The sequence below is a fragment of the Falsibacillus pallidus genome, from assembly GCF_003350505.1.
Taxonomy (GTDB): Bacteria; Bacillota; Bacilli; order Bacillales; family DSM-25281; genus Falsibacillus; species Falsibacillus pallidus.
Window position 1 is genome coordinate 508,008 of record NZ_QQAY01000001.1, and the last position, 19,509, is coordinate 527,516.

The 19,509-nt window shown below is 41.5% G+C and carries 25 protein-coding genes; 9 read left to right on the plus strand and 16 right to left on the minus strand.

The features are described 5' to 3' along the window. Positions 1 to 18 precede the first annotated feature (18 nt). The 3 genes from hemY to hemE form a co-directional block, all read right to left on the minus strand. Positions 19 to 1,431: a protoporphyrinogen oxidase gene (hemY, locus tag DFR59_RS02535; protein WP_114744053.1), complete on the minus strand. Its 1,413-nt coding sequence runs from the start codon at positions 1,429 to 1,431 to the stop codon at positions 19 to 21. Positions 1,432 to 1,452: 21 nt separating this feature from the next. Beyond that, positions 1,453 to 2,388 carry a ferrochelatase gene (gene hemH / locus DFR59_RS02540; protein ID WP_114744054.1) on the minus strand — a complete coding sequence of 312 codons (936 nt, stop codon included), beginning with the start codon at positions 2,386 to 2,388 and terminating at the stop codon, positions 1,453 to 1,455. Positions 2,389 to 2,463: 75 nt separating this feature from the next. Then, a complete protein-coding gene (gene hemE / locus DFR59_RS02545; RefSeq protein ID WP_114744055.1) occupies positions 2,464 to 3,504 on the minus strand; it encodes a uroporphyrinogen decarboxylase in 1,041 nt (346 codons plus the stop codon). 351 nt (positions 3,505 to 3,855) lie between these two features. On the opposite strand from hemE, the gene DFR59_RS02550 reads away from it, so the two are divergent. Then, positions 3,856 to 4,374 (plus strand): antibiotic biosynthesis monooxygenase family protein, encoded by a 519-nt coding sequence (locus DFR59_RS02550; RefSeq protein WP_114744056.1) that lies wholly within the window; start codon positions 3,856 to 3,858, stop codon positions 4,372 to 4,374. Between the two features lie 62 nt (positions 4,375 to 4,436). On the opposite strand, the gene DFR59_RS02555 is transcribed toward DFR59_RS02550, so the two are convergent. From DFR59_RS02555 to liaF, 3 genes are read right to left on the minus strand one after another with little or no spacing between them, the layout of a single operon-like run. After that, positions 4,437 to 5,072, minus strand: coding sequence for a response regulator transcription factor (locus DFR59_RS02555; RefSeq protein WP_114744057.1), 636 nt, complete (start codon positions 5,070 to 5,072; stop codon positions 4,437 to 4,439). Next, the gene (locus tag DFR59_RS02560; protein ID WP_114744058.1) at positions 5,065 to 6,111 is read right to left on the minus strand and encodes a sensor histidine kinase; all 1,047 of its coding nucleotides are present in this window, start codon (positions 6,109 to 6,111) and stop codon (positions 5,065 to 5,067) included. The genes DFR59_RS02555 and DFR59_RS02560 overlap by 8 nt, the downstream gene beginning before the upstream one ends. Before the next feature lie 16 nt (positions 6,112 to 6,127). Further along, on the minus strand, positions 6,128 to 6,955 hold the full coding sequence (gene liaF / locus DFR59_RS02565) for a cell wall-active antibiotics response protein LiaF (protein WP_147278248.1): 828 nt from the start codon (positions 6,953 to 6,955) through the stop codon (positions 6,128 to 6,130). Between the two features lie 248 nt (positions 6,956 to 7,203). Here liaF and DFR59_RS02570 point away from each other — a divergent pair, with 248 nt between their 5' ends. Next, a complete protein-coding gene (locus DFR59_RS02570; protein WP_114744060.1) occupies positions 7,204 to 8,598 on the plus strand; it encodes a hypothetical protein in 1,395 nt (464 codons plus the stop codon). 18 nt (positions 8,599 to 8,616) lie between these two features. On the opposite strand, the gene DFR59_RS02575 is transcribed toward DFR59_RS02570, so the two are convergent. Then, the gene (locus DFR59_RS02575; RefSeq protein ID WP_158538291.1) at positions 8,617 to 9,222 is read right to left on the minus strand and encodes a phosphatase PAP2 family protein; all 606 of its coding nucleotides are present in this window, start codon (positions 9,220 to 9,222) and stop codon (positions 8,617 to 8,619) included. A 155-nt stretch (positions 9,223 to 9,377) separates the two neighbouring features. On the opposite strand from DFR59_RS02575, the gene DFR59_RS02580 reads away from it, so the two are divergent. Next, positions 9,378 to 10,586 (plus strand): M20 family metallopeptidase, encoded by a 1,209-nt coding sequence (locus DFR59_RS02580; protein ID WP_114744062.1) that lies wholly within the window; start codon positions 9,378 to 9,380, stop codon positions 10,584 to 10,586. Between the two features lie 26 nt (positions 10,587 to 10,612). On the opposite strand, the gene DFR59_RS02585 is transcribed toward DFR59_RS02580, so the two are convergent. From DFR59_RS02585 to DFR59_RS02595, 3 genes are read right to left on the minus strand one after another with little or no spacing between them, the layout of a single operon-like run. Next, positions 10,613 to 11,335: an EcsC family protein gene (locus tag DFR59_RS02585; protein WP_245948352.1), complete on the minus strand. Its 723-nt coding sequence runs from the start codon at positions 11,333 to 11,335 to the stop codon at positions 10,613 to 10,615. Positions 11,336 to 11,376: 41 nt separating this feature from the next. Beyond that, positions 11,377 to 12,597, minus strand: coding sequence for an ABC transporter permease (locus DFR59_RS02590; protein WP_114744063.1), 1,221 nt, complete (start codon positions 12,595 to 12,597; stop codon positions 11,377 to 11,379). After that, positions 12,584 to 13,333, minus strand: coding sequence for an ABC transporter ATP-binding protein (locus DFR59_RS02595; RefSeq protein WP_211318511.1), 750 nt, complete (start codon positions 13,331 to 13,333; stop codon positions 12,584 to 12,586). Before DFR59_RS02595 ends, DFR59_RS02590 begins: the two co-directional genes overlap by 14 nt. Before the next feature lie 570 nt (positions 13,334 to 13,903). Here DFR59_RS02595 and DFR59_RS02600 point away from each other — a divergent pair. Both DFR59_RS02600 and DFR59_RS02605 read left to right on the plus strand, forming a co-directional pair. Further along, positions 13,904 to 14,326 (plus strand): HIT family protein, encoded by a 423-nt coding sequence (locus tag DFR59_RS02600; RefSeq protein ID WP_114744244.1) that lies wholly within the window; start codon positions 13,904 to 13,906, stop codon positions 14,324 to 14,326. 194 nt (positions 14,327 to 14,520) lie between these two features. After that, the gene (locus DFR59_RS02605; RefSeq protein ID WP_114744065.1) at positions 14,521 to 15,030 is read left to right on the plus strand and encodes a tryptophan transporter; all 510 of its coding nucleotides are present in this window, start codon (positions 14,521 to 14,523) and stop codon (positions 15,028 to 15,030) included. 89 nt (positions 15,031 to 15,119) lie between these two features. On the opposite strand, the gene yhzF is transcribed toward DFR59_RS02605, so the two are convergent. Then, positions 15,120 to 15,311: a membrane protein YhzF gene (gene yhzF / locus DFR59_RS02610; RefSeq protein ID WP_114744066.1), complete on the minus strand. Its 192-nt coding sequence runs from the start codon at positions 15,309 to 15,311 to the stop codon at positions 15,120 to 15,122. A 151-nt stretch (positions 15,312 to 15,462) separates the two neighbouring features. Between yhzF and DFR59_RS02615 the strand changes: the two genes are divergently transcribed. Together DFR59_RS02615 and DFR59_RS02620 are read left to right on the plus strand one after the other, a co-directional pair. Next, complete coding sequence (locus tag DFR59_RS02615; protein WP_114744067.1) at positions 15,463 to 15,834, plus strand: YtxH domain-containing protein; 372 nt, start codon at positions 15,463 to 15,465, stop codon at positions 15,832 to 15,834. A gap of 296 nt (positions 15,835 to 16,130) precedes the next feature. Then, positions 16,131 to 16,706: an HTH-type transcriptional regulator Hpr gene (locus DFR59_RS02620; protein WP_114744068.1), complete on the plus strand. Its 576-nt coding sequence runs from the start codon at positions 16,131 to 16,133 to the stop codon at positions 16,704 to 16,706. A gap of 1 nt (position 16,707) precedes the next feature. On the opposite strand, the gene DFR59_RS02625 is transcribed toward DFR59_RS02620, so the two are convergent. Next, complete coding sequence (locus DFR59_RS02625; RefSeq protein ID WP_114744069.1) at positions 16,708 to 17,037, minus strand: DUF1878 family protein; 330 nt, start codon at positions 17,035 to 17,037, stop codon at positions 16,708 to 16,710. A 202-nt stretch (positions 17,038 to 17,239) separates the two neighbouring features. Between DFR59_RS02625 and DFR59_RS02630 the strand changes: the two genes are divergently transcribed. Next, positions 17,240 to 17,419 (plus strand): hypothetical protein, encoded by a 180-nt coding sequence (locus DFR59_RS02630; RefSeq protein WP_114744070.1) that lies wholly within the window; start codon positions 17,240 to 17,242, stop codon positions 17,417 to 17,419. A gap of 88 nt (positions 17,420 to 17,507) precedes the next feature. Here DFR59_RS02630 and DFR59_RS02635 read toward each other — a convergent pair whose 3' ends face one another. The 3 genes from DFR59_RS02635 to DFR59_RS02645 form a co-directional block, all read right to left on the minus strand. Then, complete coding sequence (locus tag DFR59_RS02635; protein ID WP_114744071.1) at positions 17,508 to 17,594, minus strand: YjcZ family sporulation protein; 87 nt, start codon at positions 17,592 to 17,594, stop codon at positions 17,508 to 17,510. Between the two features lie 68 nt (positions 17,595 to 17,662). Next, positions 17,663 to 17,743, minus strand: coding sequence for a YjcZ family sporulation protein (locus tag DFR59_RS02640; RefSeq protein ID WP_114744072.1), 81 nt, complete (start codon positions 17,741 to 17,743; stop codon positions 17,663 to 17,665). Positions 17,744 to 17,925: 182 nt separating this feature from the next. Next, the gene (locus DFR59_RS02645) at positions 17,926 to 18,012 is read right to left on the minus strand and encodes a YjcZ family sporulation protein (protein WP_114744073.1); all 87 of its coding nucleotides are present in this window, start codon (positions 18,010 to 18,012) and stop codon (positions 17,926 to 17,928) included. 182 nt (positions 18,013 to 18,194) lie between these two features. Here DFR59_RS02645 and DFR59_RS02650 point away from each other — a divergent pair, with 182 nt between their 5' ends. After that, the gene (locus tag DFR59_RS02650; protein ID WP_114744074.1) at positions 18,195 to 19,094 is read left to right on the plus strand and encodes a peptidylprolyl isomerase; all 900 of its coding nucleotides are present in this window, start codon (positions 18,195 to 18,197) and stop codon (positions 19,092 to 19,094) included. 59 nt (positions 19,095 to 19,153) lie between these two features. On the opposite strand, the gene DFR59_RS02655 is transcribed toward DFR59_RS02650, so the two are convergent. Continuing rightward, on the minus strand, positions 19,154 to 19,345 hold the full coding sequence (locus DFR59_RS02655; RefSeq protein ID WP_114744075.1) for a sporulation YhaL family protein: 192 nt from the start codon (positions 19,343 to 19,345) through the stop codon (positions 19,154 to 19,156). Between the last annotated feature and the right edge of the window lie 164 nt (positions 19,346 to 19,509).

Below are 19,509 nucleotides of genomic sequence, written 5' to 3' on the forward strand. Positions count from 1 at the left end.
AAAGGGGGTTTTAAGCTTTTATTTTTCTGAAAGATATTGAAGAGTTTTTGCCACAGCCGCTTCACCTTGATCGATGCAGTCCGGCAAGCCAAGGCCTTCAAAAGAGCTTCCTGCGACAAAGACGCCAGGCAGTTCATTCTCGATATTCCGATAAATATTCTGCATGCGTTCTTTATGTCCGACCGTATATTGAGGCATTGCTTCCTTCCATCTGCTGACAATGGAAAACTCGGGCTTCATGGAAATGTCCATTGTCTTCTTCAAATCATCAAGGACAATCTGTTCGATTTCTTCATCTGAAAGATCAACAACAGCCTCATCCCCTGCTCTTCCTACATAACAGCGAAGAAGCACTTTCCCTTTAGGAGTCGTGTGCGGCCACTTCTTGTGGGTCCATGTACAGGCTGTTATCGTATAATCACTATTTCGGGAAACGACAAATCCAGTTCCATCGATATCTCTCTTAATGGCTTCTTCTGGGAAAGCCATTGCAATGGTTGCCACGGAGGTAGCCGGCATACTTTTTAAAGGATCAAAGAAGCCCAGGCTGTTGAACATGGATTGCACAGCATGATGGGGAGTTGTGACGATTACACTGTCTACAGTTAATTCTTCCCCGCTGCTCAATTGAAGATGATAGCCCTTCTCTTCCCTTTCAATCCCTTCGACTTTCACACCTTTTACTACACTTCCTTTATCAAGCTGCTGCTCGATTTCATCCACAAAGGATTGCAGTCCGGATTTGAAAGTCAAAAACATGCCTTTTTTCTTTTTGTTCTTGTTGGGAGTTGGGGCAGGTGTTGTTTTCTTCATTCCCATAATCAAGCTGCGATGTTCCTGTTCCACTTCATAAAACTGCGGGAATGTCGACATCAGGCTAAGCTTGTCGATATCTCCCGCATAAATACCTGATAGAAGAGGTTCAATCAGGTTCTCGACGACCTCATCTCCAAGCCTTCTTCGAAAAAAGCTGCCTAAGGATTGATCTCCGATTTCTTTAGAGCGGGGCATCACAAAATCAGCTGCTGCCCGCATTTTCCCGGGAACTGAGAATAATCCAGTCGTGATGAATGGCGATATCTTAGTGGGTATCCCCATCACTGCTCCTTCAGGCATCGGATGAAGCTTTTCGTTCACCATTACGTAGGACCTTCCAGCCGTATTGCTGACAAGCTTATCTTCAAGTCCAACTTCTTTCGCTAATCTCGAAGCGCTCTGTTTTCGGGCAAGAAACGAATCAGGTCCGCGCTCAATAACAAATCCATCCTTATAGACAGTTTGTATTTTTCCCCCTAAACGATGGCTGGCTTCAATCAGTACAACCTCGATTGGAAGCTTTTTCTCCTTGATGGTCTTTTGTAAATAATAGGCGGCTGCCAATCCTGTCATTCCGCCGCCGATGACTGCCACCTTTTGTTTCTCTTCCATCACGATTCATCGCCTTCTTTATCATTACTGGTTTTCTTTTAATTTATCTAGTACAACTGAAGCCAACGCATCGATGAATGCCGGCTGACTATTCGGCATTTCCGGGCGATAATAGCTAGCGCCAATTTCATCGGTCACAATTTTACATTCAGTATCATTGTCATAAAGCACTTCTAAATGATCGGAAACAAACCCGACTGGGATATACACGAATGCTTTATAATGATTCTCATGAAAAAGATCTCTTGTAAGATCCTGTACATCCGGGCCAAGCCAAGGTTCGGGAGTATTCCCGGCACTTTGCCATCCTACGGCATATTCCGTAATACCTGCTTTTTCAGCAATCATCTGTGCAGTTTCTTTCAATTGATCAGGATATGGGTCCCCAGACTGAAGAATTTTCTCAGGCAGGCTGTGTGCTGAAACAATCAGACATGCTTGTCCTCTTTCTTCATCCGGCATTTGGCTGTATACTTCCTTTACCTTTTCAACCCAATACTCTATGAATTTAGGTTCCTTGTACCAGCTCTCGACAGATTGAATTTCGAGGCAGCCTAAATTGGCAGCGGCTTCTTTTGCCCGCCCGTTATATGATTTTACGCTGAAAGTGGAGAAATGCGGTGCGAGGACTATTGATACTGCTTCTTCAAGTCCATCTTCCTTCATTTGCTTCACGGCATCTTCCACAAAAGGTTCAATATGTTTTAGTCCTAAGTACGCCTTAAATTCAATTTCATCCTGAATCTCATTTAGATGTGCTTCAAGCTTTTCCGCCTGCTGCTGGGTAATGTGGGCTAACGGAGAAATGCCCCCGATCGCCTGATATCGGCTGCGCAGATCTTCCAGCAATTCAGGTGAAGGTGTTCTTCCATGTCTGATATGTGTATAATACCGCTCTAAATCTTCTTCTTTATATGGTGTTCCATAAGCCATGACAAGCAAACCCATTTTTTTCTTCATTGAAATAAAACCCCCATTCTAAATTACGCCAAGTATATTTTGTTCCCAAACGTGATGCAAACTAAAATGTGCTCTTTACTTCTTTGAAGCGCTGTATTCATGAACAAACGAAGCGACTTTTTTCAGTGTATCCGGATTGACGGATGGGAAGACGCCATGTCCGAGATTAAAAATATAGCCCGGCTCCTGCATCCCTTGATCCAAAATATCCTTCACTCTTTCTTCTATCACGTTCCAAGCAGCTAAAAGGATGGCAGGATCCAAGTTTCCTTGAACCGTTTTGGTAATGCCTTTGCTTCTTGCCTCTTCAATAGGGAGCCTCCAATCAAGCCCCACTACATCGATTGGCAGATCATGCCATTCCATAGCCAAATGGCTCGCACCGACTCCAAACATGATCAATGGAACATTTTCACCTTTCAGCTCTGTGAAAATCCTTTCCATGACTGGTTTGATAAATACTCTGTAATCCGCAACATTTAAAGCACCGACCCATGAGTCGAAAATTTGGAATGCTTTCGCACCTGCCTTAATTTGTGCTTTGGCATACCTTACCGTCATATCCGCAAGTTTATCCATTAAAGCAAACCATGCTTTCGGCTCGGAATACATAAAAGCTTTTGTTTTATTATAGTTTTTGGATGGACCGCCTTCAATCATATAGCTCGCAATTGTGAACGGCGCGCCTGCAAACCCGATCAACGGAACAGTCAGCTGCTCCTGTGTAAGAAGGCGGATTGTATCCAATACGTATGGTACGTCATCTTCGGGGCTGATTTCTCCCAGCTTTTCTACATCAGCCATTGATCGAATAGGATTGTCGATGACTGGTCCGATCCCTGCTTTGATATCGACTTTAACCCCGATTGCTGGAAGCGGGGACATGATGTCCTTATAAAGGATGGCTGCGTCCACATCGTACTGTTCAACGGGAAGCCTGGTCACATATGCGCATAGTTCAGGCTGATGAGTAATTTCAAATAGGGAGTACTTTTCTTTGATTGCTCTATATTCAGGCTGTGAGCGCCCTGCTTGCCTCATATACCATAGAGGCACTTTTTCTGTCTTTTCTCCCCTGGCCGCTCTCAGGAATGTATCATTCGTTATTCTGCTCATTATTGCCGTGTCCACCTTTCAAATCATTACTTTCTTTATTGTATTATAAAATAGCCAAAACAAAAAACTTCTTATCTCAAAAAGGACAAAAGCGCTTCCATTGAGACCAGCTGCGTTCTTATAAGGCATATGCGTATCCATTTAGCGTTCCATTTCATTCGTTTTCACTATAGTCTTTTTGATTTCAAAAGTATAGATTTCAAGATAAAATGTCATAAAATTGCCGATTTTACATGACTTGGCAGGAAGTTTGATGGTGAAAGAATTTGGGTAAAGTAGAATTGTCATCGTCTATCTTCTTTAAAGTGATGGCATACTATTATTAATAATTCTAGTCGAGGTGAATGTAGGATGAACTTTTACATGACAAGCGGTACATATGATTATTTATTAAAAATATATGAAAAGCACAAAAGCGAAAAATTAATTTTGGCTCAAAATGCTGAAGGTACAGTCTTGATGCATGAAACAGCCGGTGAAAGCATTTTTGAGGAGCCAAGAAAATACGAGGTCATCGACGCCCACGGGGAATTGGCCCAACAAGGATTCGTCGTCTGCAACAATATCCCTGTGACAGACGAAGGAAGACCGGTCTTTGAATATCGCTTTAAAAATAGGGCGAGACAGATTGAATCTGAGCCTGGATTTATATCGATCCGTGTTCTGAGACCAATGAATTCAGATACCTATGTCATCATGACCCAATGGGCAGATGCTGATGCATTCCATGCCTGGCAGGATTCCAAAGCCTATGCAAAAGCGCATGAAAAGCGCGGCACCAGTGAAGGAATGGACGCTCAAAAAGACTTATTCCCACGAGCATCCTTCGTGACCAAATACAGTGCGCCTGACCTTTCCGAAATCCATTAAGATGGACTGAAGTTTACAACAAAAAAAACCGCGATTTGCGGTTTTTTTGTTGTCTATAATTCTCAATCTATCAATCCATTTCTGTTGGCGTAGATGGCTGCTTGCGTCCGGTCAGATACTCCCAATTTGCTTAGGATATTGCTCACGTGGGTCTTCACTGTCTTTACACCGATGAACAACTTTTCGCTGATTTCCTGGTTTGTCAGCCCATTTCCCAAACATCTCAGAACATCCAATTCCCTTTCCGTCAGTTCCTCATGCGGCTTTTTATCCTTTTGGCGGAAACGATTCATCATCTTCGTTGCCACTTTCGGCTCAATGACCACTTCCCCGTTCATGGACTTAAAAATAGCCTGTGCCACTTCTTCCGCTTTGGCTGTCTTGAGAAGATAGCTGTGGGCACCCGCTTCAAGTGCAGGGAATACCTGCTCATCATCATAGTAGCTTGTTAATATGATCACTTTGCAGTCAGGGTGTATCGATAAAATATTCTTTGTCGCTTCAATGCCTGTTCCATCCTCCATCAGTAAATCCATCAGGATGACATCCGGTTTATGTTCCTGGGCAAGCCGATATGCCTCTTTACCGGAAGATGCCTCCCCGACTAAATGAATGTCCTTTTCGGTCATCAGATAGGATCTCATCCCCAGACGAACCATTTCATGATCATCCACAATCAATACTTTAATCTTATCCAATCTTCAGCACCTCCTCTACAGGTATTCTGATATTAATATAGGTTCCTTCATTTTCTTTGGAACGTATTTGAAAAACCCCGCCTAATTCTTCGCAGCGCTCCCTCATAGACTGAAGTCCAAATGATGTCATTTTTGACGCATGGACCCCAAATCCTTTTCCATCGTCGCTTATATATAAATGCAGCATATCCTTACTTCTTTCCAAGACAATTTTCACTTTTTCCGCATGTGCATGGCGAAGGATGTTCGACAGCGCTTCCTGAACGATCCTGAAAACGTGGGCTTCTGTCCCTTTTGAAAGATGTTCGATTTCTTCAATCCTCATTTCAATTTCAAGATTGCTCTTTTCTTTTAATTCCCTCACAAGTTTGATCAAACCTTCCCTCAAGGAGTCTCCCTTCAGGTCGATTGGACGGAGATGCAGAAGCAATGCCCTCATTTCCCCTTGTGCTTTGGAGGCAATTTGAGCGACCTGTTCCAGCATCCCTTTTGCCTGATTCGAATCTTCTTCAATGATGCGGATGGCAGCTGAAGAGAGCATGCCGAGTGCAAATAGCTGCTGGCTTACAGAATCATGCAGCTCCCTGGCAAGCCGCTGCCTTTCTTCGATGACTGCTGCATGATGGGCCTGATTGGCCAGCTCAGACTTTTCATCTGCCAGCCTTTGCAAAGATTTTACTTGATCTTGTATGAACTGTGCCAAGTGGTTGAGTTCATCCGTAATCAATCCAATCTCATCGTTCTCAGACTTTGTGATTCTCGCAGAAAACTTCCCGCTCCTCAGTGTGGTCACAAATGTCAAAAGACTGTCGAGCCTTCCTTTAAACAAGTAGCCGCCGCGAAAACCGAAGTACAGGCTTAAGATGATAAGGAGCAAAAATAGAAATAAAGATAGATAAATGGAACTTTGTAAAGAGATAATCGGCTCCGGGGAAAATAATATGTAAACCTGGAGGCCGGAGAAAAAGATCAGTCCTCCGAGAACGCCCATCAACAAAAAACTTTGGACGAACCAAATTCTGATATTCAGTGTCTTCATCCCAGTCCTTCCCTTCTCATACCCTATCAATCCGGATATCGCCGATTCCAAGCTTAATCGTCAAATCAAGTTTTTTAACAGCATCTTCATATCCCGGAGACTCATAATACATATTGGAACGCAGCAGTTCCTCAGACGTTCCATTGAATATTTTGATATCCCCTATTTTCACCTCAATGGTAATCCTGACAGGCAAATCCTCCGGGACAAGCATTTTGATATCCCCGATCCAGCCTTTGATTTTAATAGGCGTCCTTTTCTCGGGAATATAAGCCTTGCTAAAGTCAAAATAATAGTCTCCGATGACATTGGTTAAAGTCATAGGCTCAACCGCCCAATTCGGGTCTTTGAACTTCACATCCCCGATAATATAACTATTGATTTTACGTTCTTTCTTATCTTTCTTTAGGGTTATACCAGTGTTCTCTTCTTCCTCTTCGTCATCTTCATCCTCGCCATTATTCTGGAAAGGGTAGTTCCCTTCTATCAGGACCTTCATTCTTTTCTTGAAGAACAGACCGCTGATGGCAATTGCAACTATCAAGATTGGCCACAGCTTCCACCAATCTCCCCAAGAGAAGGAAATCATTCCCCAGTGGGCAGCCAATAAAAGTCCTCCATAGCTTAATGTATATAACCCCCAAAAAAGAGAGCCTGTAGAACGGTGCATAATACCTTTTATGAAAGAGGACAAACCGTACATTACGAGCAAAAAAGGAACGAATATGACAAAAACCTCTTTTATTTCCAAGGAAATGACACCAATATTCACCAATAATAATAATAATCCAATCATGAGCAATATGAATGAAATCACCCATTGTCTTCCTGTCTTATATCTCAAATCTTCCCCCGCCTTTTCACCTATCAATAAATTAACTTCGGTAAATATATTTTATTTCCTTTAATTATCTTAAGAAATTTTCCAGCAAACCTTAACATTCGTCCGCTTGAATTCATCTCCGTCCCAAGACGGAAAATATATTGGCTGTGTTCTCACATGTTTTCTTTCTGTTCATATTCTGTATTACAGAAAACGGGCGTATATCCATATTCGCCCGGACTGTCGAACAAAACAAAGGAGGAATTAATGTGGGAGTTGAATTGATTTCGCTTCATTGGATTTATGTCGTTTTCATTGGCTTGATCATTCTCTTCATGATTTTCAGGCGTGATACATCGATACTATGCATTGCAGGTATTTTCCTGATTGCCCTCACCGCTACAGGGTCCCTTACCCATTCTGTCACCAGCGTTTTCAATAGTTTTATATATGCCATCAGTGAATTGTTATCAACCATCCTCGTGATTTCCATAATCGTAGCTATGAGTCGAAGCCTTACCTCGACAGGTATAAACGATGTCATGATCTCACCGTTTACTAAATTGATAAAAACACCTGCGCTTGCGTATTGGACGATTGGGATTTTGATGATGATCATTTCCTGGTTCTTCTGGCCATCTCCTGCCGTTGCATTGATGGGGGCAGTCCTTGTACCAGTGGCGCTCCGTGTTGGCCTTCCAGCATTGGGGATTGCAATGGCCATGAACTTATTCGGGCACGGCATTGCACTTTCGGGAGACTTTGTCATTCAGGCTGCACCAAAACTGACAGCCGATGCAGCAGGTCTTCCAGTCAATGAGGTTATTCAAGCGAGCATTCCGCTTGTCATCGTAATGGGTGTTGTTACCACAGTCACGGCTTTCTGGTTCTTGAAGCGAGATATGAAAAAGGGTGTCCTGAAGGTGGACAGTTCTGTGGTAGCAGATACGCAAAATCTGCCTGGAGAAGAGACCAATCTATCAATGGGATGGAAAAAGTTTTTCGCCATTCTCATTCCTGTTTTATTCGCTCTCGACATCTGGGGCATGGTCCATTTTAATTTACAGGGCGGCGATGCCACAGCACTTGTCGGTGGTACGTCCATTTTCATCATGCTTTTGATTACGCTGGCGGGCTTCAAAAATAAAGGATTGGAAAAAACCACTCAATTTTTAATTGATGGTTTCCAATTCGGCTTCAAAGTGTTCGGCCCCGTCATTCCGATTGCTGCTTTCTTTTATTTAGGGGACGCCGGATTTCAAACGATCGTCGGGGACTTCCTTCCAAAAGGATCCCAAGGAATTGTGAATGACCTTGGAGTCGGATTGGCTTCCATTGTTCCACTTTCAAAAGAAATCGGGGCTATTACGCTTACGGCTGTAGGAGCCATCACCGGACTAGACGGCTCAGGATTCTCAGGCATCTCCCTCGCTGGTTCAATTGCCAATCTATTCGCCCACGCCATCGGTGCTGGAGCTGCCACATTGACAGCACTTGGACAGATTGCTGCGATATGGGTTGGCGGCGGTACGCTTGTCCCATGGGCACTGATTCCAGCAGCTGCCATCTGTAATGTGGACCCGTTCGAACTTGCCAGAAGAAACCTCCTTCCAGTCGTCCTCGGATTAATTGTCACAACCATTGTTGCTATGTTTTTAGTCTAGTAAAAAAAGCAAACGGGTTTATATCCGTTTGCTTTTTGTTTGCAGTTTTTCATAAAGGGCAAGAAGGAACATGAATACGGAAAATCCCAGAAAATAGCCTCCGATAACATCTGTAGGATAATGAGCATATGTCACGATCCTGCTAAGCCCTGTCAAAAGAGCAAGTAATCCCCCTGCGATAAATACTCCTTTTTTGGCCGAAGTTTTCCTCATGGAGCCTGCTATGAAGTAAGCAGCCAATAAATAAAAAATGATTCCAACCATTGCGTGGCCGCTCGTGAAGCTATAGCCTTCTTCTCCGTGTGCCATCGGCGGGCGCTCCCTCATGACGGCTCCCTTCAGCCATTTATTAAGGAGATTCCCACCTGCTACTGATACCAATAGCAGCGCTATTCCGTAATAATCTTTTTTCCACCACCACAGGAAAATAATCAGGGCGATGCTGCCTCCGCCAATGACCAGCTCCGTTCCAAAGATGCCGAAGAAACGGAGAAACGATAATGGATGCAGCCAATTGGCAGCAGATGAATCAAATGAAGTACTGCTCCCTTTCTCTACCATTAACAGCACGGCTAGAAAAGCAAAAAAAGATATGAGTCCAAACAAAATCTTCTTAAAGTTCATAGTTAACTCCTTTTCCATAAATGGTATACCTTACTATTTTATAATAGTTCCTTCATTTTTTTCACTTAATTTTAAATATCGCCTCAATATTGTTTGGTAAAGTGATATAATATTTTACAATCTTCAGACAATTACAGAATGGAGGCTTTAATAATATGCTCAATCAATTATTTCAAAAGCTTGAGAATCATTATAGTGAAATGGTGGATATTCGCCGCTACCTCCACCAGCACCCTGAGCTCTCATTCAAAGAAGTGAATACAGCAAAATACATAGCTGATTTTTATCGGGATCTCGGAGTGGATTTCCGGGAAGGTGTCGGAGGAAACGGTATCGTTGCAAAAGTCAAAGGCGCTAATCCCGGAAAAACGATTGCTCTGAGAGCGGATTTCGATGCACTTCCGATTAATGAAGAAACGGGTCTTCCATTTCAGTCCCTCAATCCTGGAGTGATGCACGCATGCGGCCATGACGGCCATACAGCCACATTACTGACCCTGGCAAAATCTATTTTTGAATTAAAGGATCAGCTTTCAGGGGAATATGTATTTATCCATCAGCACGCCGAAGAATATGCTCCCGGCGGGGCAATCGAAATGATTAAAGATGGGTGTCTCGAAGGTGTTGATGTCATATTCGGTACACATTTATGGGCTACTGTTCCATTTGGTGTCATCACGACTAAATCCGGACCGATTATGGCTGCAGCAGACCGTTTTGAAATTGTCATACAAGGATCGGGAGGACATGGGGCTCAACCGCATAAAACGAAGGATTCTGTTGTCATTGGGTCACAAGTGGTCGCAAGTCTCCAGCAAATTGTCAGCCGCAGAGTCAATCCGATTGATTCTGCCGTACTATCCATCGGTTCATTCATGGCAGATAATGCTTTCAACGTCATCGCTGATACAGCTAAACTAATCGGAACCGTCCGCACGTTCAATGAGGATGTAAGGGATCAAATCGAAGAAGAAATGGAAAAAGTGGTCAAAGGTGTCTGCGATATGTGGGGAGCTTCCTATGAATACAATTTTGACCGTGGATATCCTGCTGTTGTCAATCATCATGAAGAAACCGAATTTTTAAAGGATTGTGCCAGGAACGTCCCTGAAATCCTCCAGGTGGAGGAAGCAGAGCCTGAAATGGGTGGAGAAGATTTCGCTTACTATTTGCAGCATGTAAAGGGCAGTTTTTTCTTTACTGGAGCAAAACCAGAAGGGATCGAGCCTCCATATCCCCATCACCATCCAAAATTCGATTTTGATGAAAAATCCATGCTGATAGCTGCTAAAACTCTGGGGCACGCAGCATTATCATATCAAGAAGCACCATCAGTTGAAGAACAGTCTGCTGTGAAAAAATAAGAAATAGAAAAGCTGACCGCAATTGGTCAGCTTTTTTCATTAAAATATCTGATGCGATACGCCTGGATGGCCGTCTCTCCAAGATAGTCAAGCAGATTGAAATTGGCATATGCCCCGACAGCAGCACCTATCCCCGGAACCATTTGAAGAAGTTTCACGAAGTCGATGTAGTCACGATATTCCTGCTGAAGGATCTTCCAATCAATTTCATTACTCCCTTGATCATCTTTCTCCCAGTTTTCGATTCTTACGAGTTGATTCATCCGTTTGTCATCATTTGAAAAGGCTAATTGAAATACTGTCAGAATGAACAGCCTTTCTTCTAAGGAACGAATGTCATATCCATAAATCGCTGAAATATCAAAAAGGAGCTTCATTTTAATCGATAAGAGCAGAGGGAAATCCGCCATGCCCATTATAAAACCGCCTGCTCCAGTACCAGCACCTTCGATGGCAGCAGTCTTTTTATAAAAATCAATTTTCTTCCTGATATTTGCCTCGATTCCTTCCAATTCGAACTCAAGGGTGCTCGGACTCTTCGTCAAATACTCAGAACCGTACAATGCAGCCTCCACCATTTTTTTAATGCTTTCTGTCATAACATGATGAATTTTTTCAGGAATCAAATCATTCATCTTTTCCTGGGCTTTTTTAGCCATCCTCTTCATCATCCCGGATTTGGTGGATATTTTTCGCTTCCATAATTCATTTTCGCTTTTTGCTGCCAGTTCATAAGCGGATAAAACCAAAGGATTCCTCTCCATTTCTGACAAACGCATCAAACGAATGTTCAATGGTTCATTTTCTTAAGTCTTGAAGGAATATACGCTCTTACAAAAATGATGACAAACAGGATGCCCGCTGCTGCCAATATGACGCTATTTGTCCATTCTCCCTTCACAGCCTCCGCTGCAAAGAAAAGAATCATCTCAGCTGAAAGGATGTACTGCATCAATTTTAAGAATGATTTAGTTTTCCATTCCTTTTTCAAGGGATAGATATGAATCCAAAGCTTGTGATCCTGGCTCCCCATTAATGGAATAAGTTGAATCCCAGTCAGGTACACAAATAAAAACGCGAGCCCGATAATAAGGTAGAGGTTTGTACTGAAGAATATTAAAAGGGCCCCTATGACCGAAAGTCGTATAAATAATCCAAAGTATTCCGAGTTGCGGATGAATGTGCGGAAGAATAGATGCCAATAACTATTTTCACGCCCGTATGCGGAAAATTGAAACAGCCAATCGAGCCATTTTCTCCTCTTCACTTCCCCTTTCAGTTTCGGGACATCGGTAAACAGGTTTGCTGTACGATAAAAAGCCATCATCCGCTGCTCTTCCATTCTTATTAGCTTATCCCATTTGATGAGCTTCTTCCCTGCCGCCTTTGAAAAATAAGCAAGCAGCAGAATATAGATCACTCCGATGAGCCCGATAAGATAGATCGGAGCCCCGTCCACAAGTAAAAACAGCAATACCGCATTCAGCGCCAGCCTTACCCAAAAGTCCAGCCTGCTGTATTCCATTTCTTGAAATTTCAATACGTACCAGCGGATATAAAGGTTCCAAATTTTCATCAACAATAACACCAGCAAAAGAAGAAAAAAGAATGAAAACCCATTGCCTTTCACCTGTGCATAAATAGGCATGAGCACCGCTGACAAAATCAATAATACATAGCTTTGGGAGAGGAAACTCGTCCAGATTCCTTTATGGAAATAAGCATTCATTTTTGTTTCAATCTGTATTAAAAATACTTGGTCGGCTTCCTTTAAAAGAGTCTGGATGGGGCTGATAGTTGCTGCCAAACCCAATATCAGCGCCATCATCAATGCAACCGGGAAATTTCCATCAAGAGAATGCACCCATTTTTGATAATAAAACGCCCCTCCACCGATGCCGAAAATTACAACAAACAGTAAATGATCATTCAGCATGTAGCGCAGGTATTTCCGGAGTTCCTTATGATTTTCCCTGCTTCTATCTGTCCACAAACGATTAATTTCCTTCATCCTGATCTTCCTTTGTCAGTTGTATATATATATCGTCCAAAGTGGCCCCAGGCATGTTGAATTGCATTTGAAGGTCGCGCAATGTGCCTTTTGCCCTGATTTCACCGTTATGCAAGATGATAAAGGAGTCGCAATATCTCTCTGCAGTTGCCAATATATGTGTGGACATTAAAATGCCGGCTCCACTTTCTTTCATTTTATTCATCAATTCCAGCAGGGATTGAATGCCGAGGGGATCCAACCCTACAAAAGGTTCGTCAATGATATAGAGGCTTGGCTCGACCATAAAGGCGCACATGATCATTACCTTTTGTTTCATTCCTTTAGAAAAATGCGATGGAAACCAGCCAAGCTTCTTTTCCAAGCGGAATTCTTTCAATAATGGCTCCATTCTTAGTTTCATTTCACTTTCAGCAAGGCCATATGCCATTGCTGTAAGCCTCAAATGTTCTTCCAGAGTCAATTCTTCATAAAGGATCGGTGCTTCTGGTATGTACGTGAACTGCCTTCTATACTCATCTGGATCTTTGGCCAAATTCTTTCCATCGATGGTCACTTCCCCTTTTTTGGGATCCATCAATCCGATGATATGTTTGATAGTGGTGCTTTTCCCGGCTCCATTCAATCCAATCAGCCCGACCATTTCATTGCGGTTAATGGAGAAAGAAACATTTTTCAGGACCGGCTTTTTTGTGTAGCCTCCACTTAAGTTTGTCACATTTAATAAGGACATGATCTGATAACACCCTTTCTGCTGCCTGTTCTCCCCCCATTTTAGCAAATTTCATCTTCTTATGTTATATCGAAAGAGAAGAACAGGAAAATATTTCTAGTCATAACTGCTTTCAATCTGCACATTCTATATTCGAAGGGGTTAATAAAACTCGATAACGGGGTGGTTGTTAAAGACCGATTACCGTATTTGCATTAGCAATTCGAGCCATATCCAAAGGAAATAGTCGTCGCGCATGGATATGACCAATTCACCATTCAAGTTGATGAAACTTCCAAATGAGGTGTTTATCAAAGAAAGATCGCCGTTGATGTCTTTATGTTCCAAGTGATTGGAGTTATTAAAGAATAAGGGGATGATCGTTTTGAACGTGAGTACTGGAATCCAATTCGATTTGTAGTACACTTTTCATGACAAATGAGGTGTCTGTCAAAGAGAGATAGCCGAAGCTAAAAACCTTTAACCCTTCAATTGGGCAGGATCTTCTACGAGAATCCTGCCCTTTTACATTTCCATGTAATGAACAAGCTGTGATAAAATAAAGGAAAATGATGTATGGAAAGGCGGAGAAATATGAGCGATTGTATTTTTTGCAAAATCATCAATGGGGACATCCCCTCTTCCAAAGTTTTCGAAAATGAGCATGTCATGGCCTTCCTTGATATCAGCCAGGTCACAAAAGGACACACGCTGGTCATTCCAAAAGTACATAAGGAAAACTTATATGAATTGACACCTGAAATAGCTGCAAACCTATTTGAAGCCGTCCCGCAAATTGCGAATGCAATCAAACAGGAATTTAACCCTATCGGCTTGAACGTTTTGAATAACAATGGCGAACATGCAGGACAATCCGTCTTCCATTTCCACATGCACTTGATTCCAAGATACGGAAAAGGCGACGGATTTGGAGCAGTCTGGAAAACAAACGAAAGCCAATACACTTCAGAAGATCTGAAATCCATTGCATTATCCATCAATCAGCATATTAAATGAAGCATGGCAGCAGGCCAGGGACACCGGCCTGTTTTTTCATGTTTCTTTCAGTCGATTTCCAAACTGTTCCTAAGTCTTCAATCCTAGAAATCTACCAGACGATATGTTATACTATGGACAATCTTTCGCTGCAGGCACAGACGCACTGCAGGAGGGACAATAGCTTAGTCAGAATAGAATAGGAGAGTTGAGAAATGAAGACAAAAACATTAGTAGCACTATCTCTCATTGTGGGGATTGGTGCAGTATTGCACACGATTATTCCGGGAATCGTCATGGGGTTGAAACCTGACATGATGCTCAGCATGATGTTCTTAGGAATCCTTTTATTCCCTGAAAAGAAAAATGTTCTTTTGCTTGGTGCTGTTACAGGGATATTGTCCGGCCTGACTTCTACATTCCCAGGAGGATTTATCCCAAATATAATTGATAAATTGATTTCATCTTTTGCTTTTTACTATCTTTATATGCTGATTTCGAAAAAATCGGCTTCCGTACAGACTGCAACGGTATTGACAGCGATTGGAACGGTATTATCAGGAGCTATATTCCTGACATCTGCCTATTTCATTGTCGGCCTCCCCGGTTCATTTGCTGCATTATTCGGATTAGGAGTGCTGCCGGCAGCAGTACTGAATGGCATTGTGATGTTCATCATTTATCCAATTGTCAGCGGCATCTTAAAAAGAACACAAATAGCATGAAAATAAACCTGGATCTTCCAAACGGAGATCCAGGTTTATTTTATTGTCCAGCTCCAGCCTTGGTTCTGACTAATGCGCTGGAGCTTTTCTCATTGCAAGGCAGCCATAAAAAGCCCGAGCAAAAATGCGATTCCTCCAGCCAATGCCATCATCCGTGCCCTTTTTTTCAAGACATTTCTTGGAGGATACATCCCTGGCTTTTTAGCGGAAAGGAAAAAATAGAGAGCACCCAAAAATGCAGCCGCACTAATTAAAAATACAATCTTAATAAAACCACCCATATATCCCCCACTCCCTGCGGTCCTTTTTACTATACTTATGTCTATAAACTTGAAAATATCGTAAAAAAATACTGTTTCTCGAAAGGGTTATGCTTGCAAGAAGGAGAAAAAACATGTAGAAATGTAATATCTAAATGAATGGAGTGAGAATATGAATAAAAAGATTTTTTCATATGGACTTCTAGTCGGAGCCGCTGTCGGTGCGGTTTCAGCTTTATTAACTACTCCGTCATCCGGAAGGGATCTTCGGGAGCAGCTTCAGCATTCTGCTGAGGAGTGGCTGGAGATGGTAAAGGATATGAAGGTGAACGTAGTCAACCTGAAGGATTCCGTGGCCAAATTATCCGCAGAAGGCAAAGAGACCATTCTTCAGTTGACGTCCGACATCAAAGAAATCGTACAGCAATGGCAGATGGAATCAAAGCCTATCAAAGAACAATTAGATAAAGAAATAGCTGAAATCCAAAGAACGATCGAAGAACTCGAAAGTGAAATTCGTTCAGAAGATAAAACTGAGCAGTAATTGTCATTTTTTAGCCTGTCCAAAAAAAAATTGGACAGGCTTTTTTATTTTACTGAACAAACATTACTGCTTGCTCCTTCCCTTGAAAATACTGCTTTCTTCCACATCTTTTAACGGCAAATGAAGGAACTAGATTTATAGTTAAATTTTATTTCAAAAAATTTTGTAAATTTATATCTTTATTAATTTTTGTTTTATTGGCATAATAATATGTAAGGGTTTCCTAAAATTTCGAATCAATTCCTCTACCGTCTTTCAGGCAACAAAAAATACATAAGTAAGCAGGTGAATCTAAAATGAATGAAACTCCATTCTCTATGAAAGAAGCAATGTTATTCAGCCAGCGCATCGCACAACTGAGCAAAGCATTATGGAAATCGATTGAAAAGGATTGGCAGCAATGGATCAAGCCCTATGAATTGAATATAAATGAACACCACATTTTATGGATTGCCTATCATTTAAAGGGTGCTTCTATTTCAGATGTGGCAAAATTCGGGGTCATGCATGTTTCCACAGCATTTAACTTCTCTAAGAAATTAGAGGAACGAGAACTGCTGAAGTTTTCAAAAAAGGAAAATGATAAAAGGAATACGTATGTAGAACTTACGGAAAAAGGCGAGGAACTTCTTCTACATTCAATGGAAAACTATGAACCTACAGAAAACGTGGTCTTCCAAGGGGCAATGCCATTAAGGAGATTATATGGGAAATTTCCGGAAATCATTGAAATGATGACGATTGTCCGTAATATTTATGGGGAAGATTTTATGGAAATCTTTGAAACATCCTTCCACAACTTTGAATCTGACTTTACAGAAGAAGACGGAAAGATCGTGAAGCTTCAGGAAGAAAAAAAGGAAATCAGCTGATTCATAAATTTTGTTCGAGAAGCTGCATCAACTCTAAGTATAGTTTTTGTTTTACACATGCCTTGATTACTTGTTTTGGATCTAAGGCTGGATGCAGACTCTCTTTAAATTCTTTAAAAAGCGGAACATAGAAAACGAAACCTTCCGCTTTTTGTTCCTCATATTCTTTGTTCAACCTTTCACACAATTTGTGGAATTGTCTTGCTTCTTGCTCAGATAAATCCTTTTCAATGATTAATTTATCAAATTCATGACCGGAATGAGGCAGCATCCTCAACAATAGCTTTTGCTGGAACTCCAGCTTTTCCAATCTTTTTATCAATGCATCCATAAATCCTGCCCCCTGTATGATCTGTAATGTACAAGTGAATCTACCAATCATTTTACCACCCTTTTCCTTTAGGAAATAGTAGGCGGCATCGCGATTTTATATTTTTGGAAAAATCCCCTTCTATTCCTAAGCTAATTCTCTATCTTTTTTTATGATTTTTTGGTATCGTAATGATTACAGGAGATAAAGGGGAGGGGTTAGAATGATCTCCGCTTTTGTAATTCTATCTATGTTTATTTTGTATTTCATCAATGCATTAACTAATTCCTTATGCGTCCAGAAAGAAATTCCTGAGGACAAACAAGGCAAGGTTTTTCGAACGATCAATATCCTCATTACGATATTGCTTGTATCATCTTACGTCGAAATATTGTTTGCTTAGCTATCCCATACATAGTGCGAGATGAAGAACCTCATAGCATGAACAGAAAGAGGCAGGCCATTGGCCCGCCTCTTATTACTTTTTCAGATCAGTAAATCCAGGAAGCTCCGATAATGATAAGTAGGATGAAAAGCACCACTAAAAGCGCAAAACCGCTGTTATATCCACAAGTCATTTTATGATCCACCTTTCTATTTTGGGGAACATAAGGCTAATATGCCTTATGCTCCGTAATTGCTTGCCTTATAGCCAAGCTGCACCAACAATAATCAACAAGATGAACAACACTACGATTAAAGCGAAACCGCCGCCGTATGCACCCATATGTTCCACCTCCTTTAACAAGGACTAAAATATACTATTCAACTGCCATCCCGAACGTTTAGGCATTCATCATATAAAAAAAAATTTATCCCCTTGCACCATCGTCTGCAAAGTAAAATGAGGCTTGCTGGTCTGCTGCCAAACCAACCGCCCCATGGATGGATATCCTTTTGGAAAATTAATTAGCAGATGTATGCTGACCCAACTATAATAAGCAAAATAAAAAGTACTACTAACAGCGCGAAGCCTGCATTATATCCAGCACCCATGGCTCATTACCTCCTTTTTTCTCTTCAGCATATCTTATGAAAATTGTGTGACAATTGAATTAATTCATTCGCCTATTTTTCCCATCCCGTTTCGATAAATGTTTTTTTTCTGAATAGATATGTGATATAGTATGTTTTGTGGAAAAGGAACCCACAACATTTTAGTATTGGAGATGTTCAGCATGAAAAAATGGATTCTATCCCTTTCATTGGCTGCCGGTGTAGTCGGTCTCGCAGGCTGCAGTGATGATGGCGGCGGAAGCAAAGATGTCGTTGCCAAAACAGATGCCGGAAATATCACTAAAGAACAGCTTTATGAAGCAATGAAGGATAAATACGGTGAACAAGCGCTTCAGCAACTAGTATTTGAAAAAGTATTATCTGACAAATATAAAGTGACTGATAAAGAAGTCGACGAAAAAGTCAGCAACATCAAGGAACAATTAGGGCCTAATTTTGAACAAGCCCTTCAACAATACGGTTACAAAAATGAAGACGATCTTCGCGAAACATTCAAGATCGGAATCATGCAGGAAAAAGCAGCAATCAAAGATGTAAAAGTATCTGATGCTGAACTAAAAAAAGCATACGAAGACTATAAGCCTGAAATCAAGGCTCGCCACATCCTAGTTAAAGATGAAAAGACTGCAAAAGAAGTGAAGGCGAAATTGGATAAAGGCGAAAAATTTGAAGACCTGGCTAAGCAATATTCAACAGATCCAGGCTCAAAAGATAAAGGCGGCGACCTTGGCTGGTTTGGTGCAGGCAAGATGGATCCAGCATTCGAAAAAGCTGCTTATAATCTAAAAGTCAACGAAATCAGTGAACCTGTTAAATCTCAATTTGGCTATCACATCATCCAAGTGACAGACAAAAAAGAGAAGAAATCATTTGCTGATATGAAAAAGAAGCTTGAACATGATGTAAAAGTGTCCAAGCTAGATCAAAACAAAATTCAAGAAGCTATGAAGCGTGAAATCAAGGGTTCTGACTTGAAAATTGAAGATAAAGATCTGAAAACGACTTTTGATCAATTACTGAACGCTCCAGCAGCTGATTCCAGCGCTTCAACAGGTAAATAAGTTTATCTGTTGAAACATAAAAAGACCGCCATTTGGCGGTCTTTTCTTTTGTCAGGGGATCAGGCTCCCTCTTTCATTTGTTTGTTCTTTCGCGATTCCTTTTCCTTTTCCATTCGAGTGATATAGATTTCTCCCTCTTTTTCAATCCATTCATTTTCTGTTTCACGTTCATCTTTTGCGGACTTAACGGTCATAAATGCACTAAACAGGATTCCTGCGGCAATGAAATAGATCCAAATCGGCAATGTCATTTGCTTCCTCTCCTTTTAAATGGTCATTTATCTAAACTGTATGCTTGTCCGCATGAAAAAATGCCTTCTTTAAGGAAGGCATTTTTCAGGTTAGACTATTGGGCTGTTGATTTCCATTCCAGGTGCTTCGCTTTCCGCGGGGCTGGCGGTGAGCCTCCTCTCTG

What these genes read in the sequence shown, in the direction of transcription:
- hemH (WP_114744054.1), bottom strand. Translation starts at nt 2,388, where the DNA reads ATGAAGAAAAAAATGGGTTTGCTTGTCATGGCTTATGGAACACCATAT.
- hemE (WP_114744055.1), bottom strand. Translation starts at nt 3,504, where the DNA reads ATGAGCAGAATAACGAATGATACATTCCTGAGAGCGGCCAGGGGAGAA.
- DFR59_RS02550 (WP_114744056.1), top strand. Translation starts at nt 3,856, where the DNA reads ATGAACTTTTACATGACAAGCGGTACATATGATTATTTATTAAAAATA.
- DFR59_RS02560 (WP_114744058.1), bottom strand. Translation starts at nt 6,111, where the DNA reads ATGAAGACACTGAATATCAGAATTTGGTTCGTCCAAAGTTTTTTGTTG.
- DFR59_RS02575 (WP_158538291.1), bottom strand. Translation starts at nt 9,222, where the DNA reads ATGAACTTTAAGAAGATTTTGTTTGGACTCATATCTTTTTTTGCTTTT.
- DFR59_RS02580 (WP_114744062.1), top strand. Translation starts at nt 9,378, where the DNA reads ATGCTCAATCAATTATTTCAAAAGCTTGAGAATCATTATAGTGAAATG.
- DFR59_RS02590 (WP_114744063.1), bottom strand. Translation starts at nt 12,597, where the DNA reads ATGAAGGAAATTAATCGTTTGTGGACAGATAGAAGCAGGGAAAATCAT.
- DFR59_RS02600 (WP_114744244.1), top strand. Translation starts at nt 13,904, where the DNA reads ATGAGCGATTGTATTTTTTGCAAAATCATCAATGGGGACATCCCCTCT.
- DFR59_RS02605 (WP_114744065.1), top strand. Translation starts at nt 14,521, where the DNA reads ATGAAGACAAAAACATTAGTAGCACTATCTCTCATTGTGGGGATTGGT.
- yhzF (WP_114744066.1), bottom strand. Translation starts at nt 15,311, where the DNA reads ATGGGTGGTTTTATTAAGATTGTATTTTTAATTAGTGCGGCTGCATTT.
- DFR59_RS02615 (WP_114744067.1), top strand. Translation starts at nt 15,463, where the DNA reads ATGAATAAAAAGATTTTTTCATATGGACTTCTAGTCGGAGCCGCTGTC.
- DFR59_RS02620 (WP_114744068.1), top strand. Translation starts at nt 16,131, where the DNA reads ATGAATGAAACTCCATTCTCTATGAAAGAAGCAATGTTATTCAGCCAG.
- DFR59_RS02625 (WP_114744069.1), bottom strand. Translation starts at nt 17,037, where the DNA reads ATGGATGCATTGATAAAAAGATTGGAAAAGCTGGAGTTCCAGCAAAAG.
- DFR59_RS02630 (WP_114744070.1), top strand. Translation starts at nt 17,240, where the DNA reads ATGATCTCCGCTTTTGTAATTCTATCTATGTTTATTTTGTATTTCATC.
- DFR59_RS02635 (WP_114744071.1), bottom strand. Translation starts at nt 17,594, where the DNA reads ATGACTTGTGGATATAACAGCGGTTTTGCGCTTTTAGTGGTGCTTTTC.
- DFR59_RS02640 (WP_114744072.1), bottom strand. Translation starts at nt 17,743, where the DNA reads ATGGGTGCATACGGCGGCGGTTTCGCTTTAATCGTAGTGTTGTTCATC.
- DFR59_RS02645 (WP_114744073.1), bottom strand. Translation starts at nt 18,012, where the DNA reads ATGGGTGCTGGATATAATGCAGGCTTCGCGCTGTTAGTAGTACTTTTT.
- DFR59_RS02650 (WP_114744074.1), top strand. Translation starts at nt 18,195, where the DNA reads ATGAAAAAATGGATTCTATCCCTTTCATTGGCTGCCGGTGTAGTCGGT.
- DFR59_RS02655 (WP_114744075.1), bottom strand. Translation starts at nt 19,345, where the DNA reads ATGACATTGCCGATTTGGATCTATTTCATTGCCGCAGGAATCCTGTTT.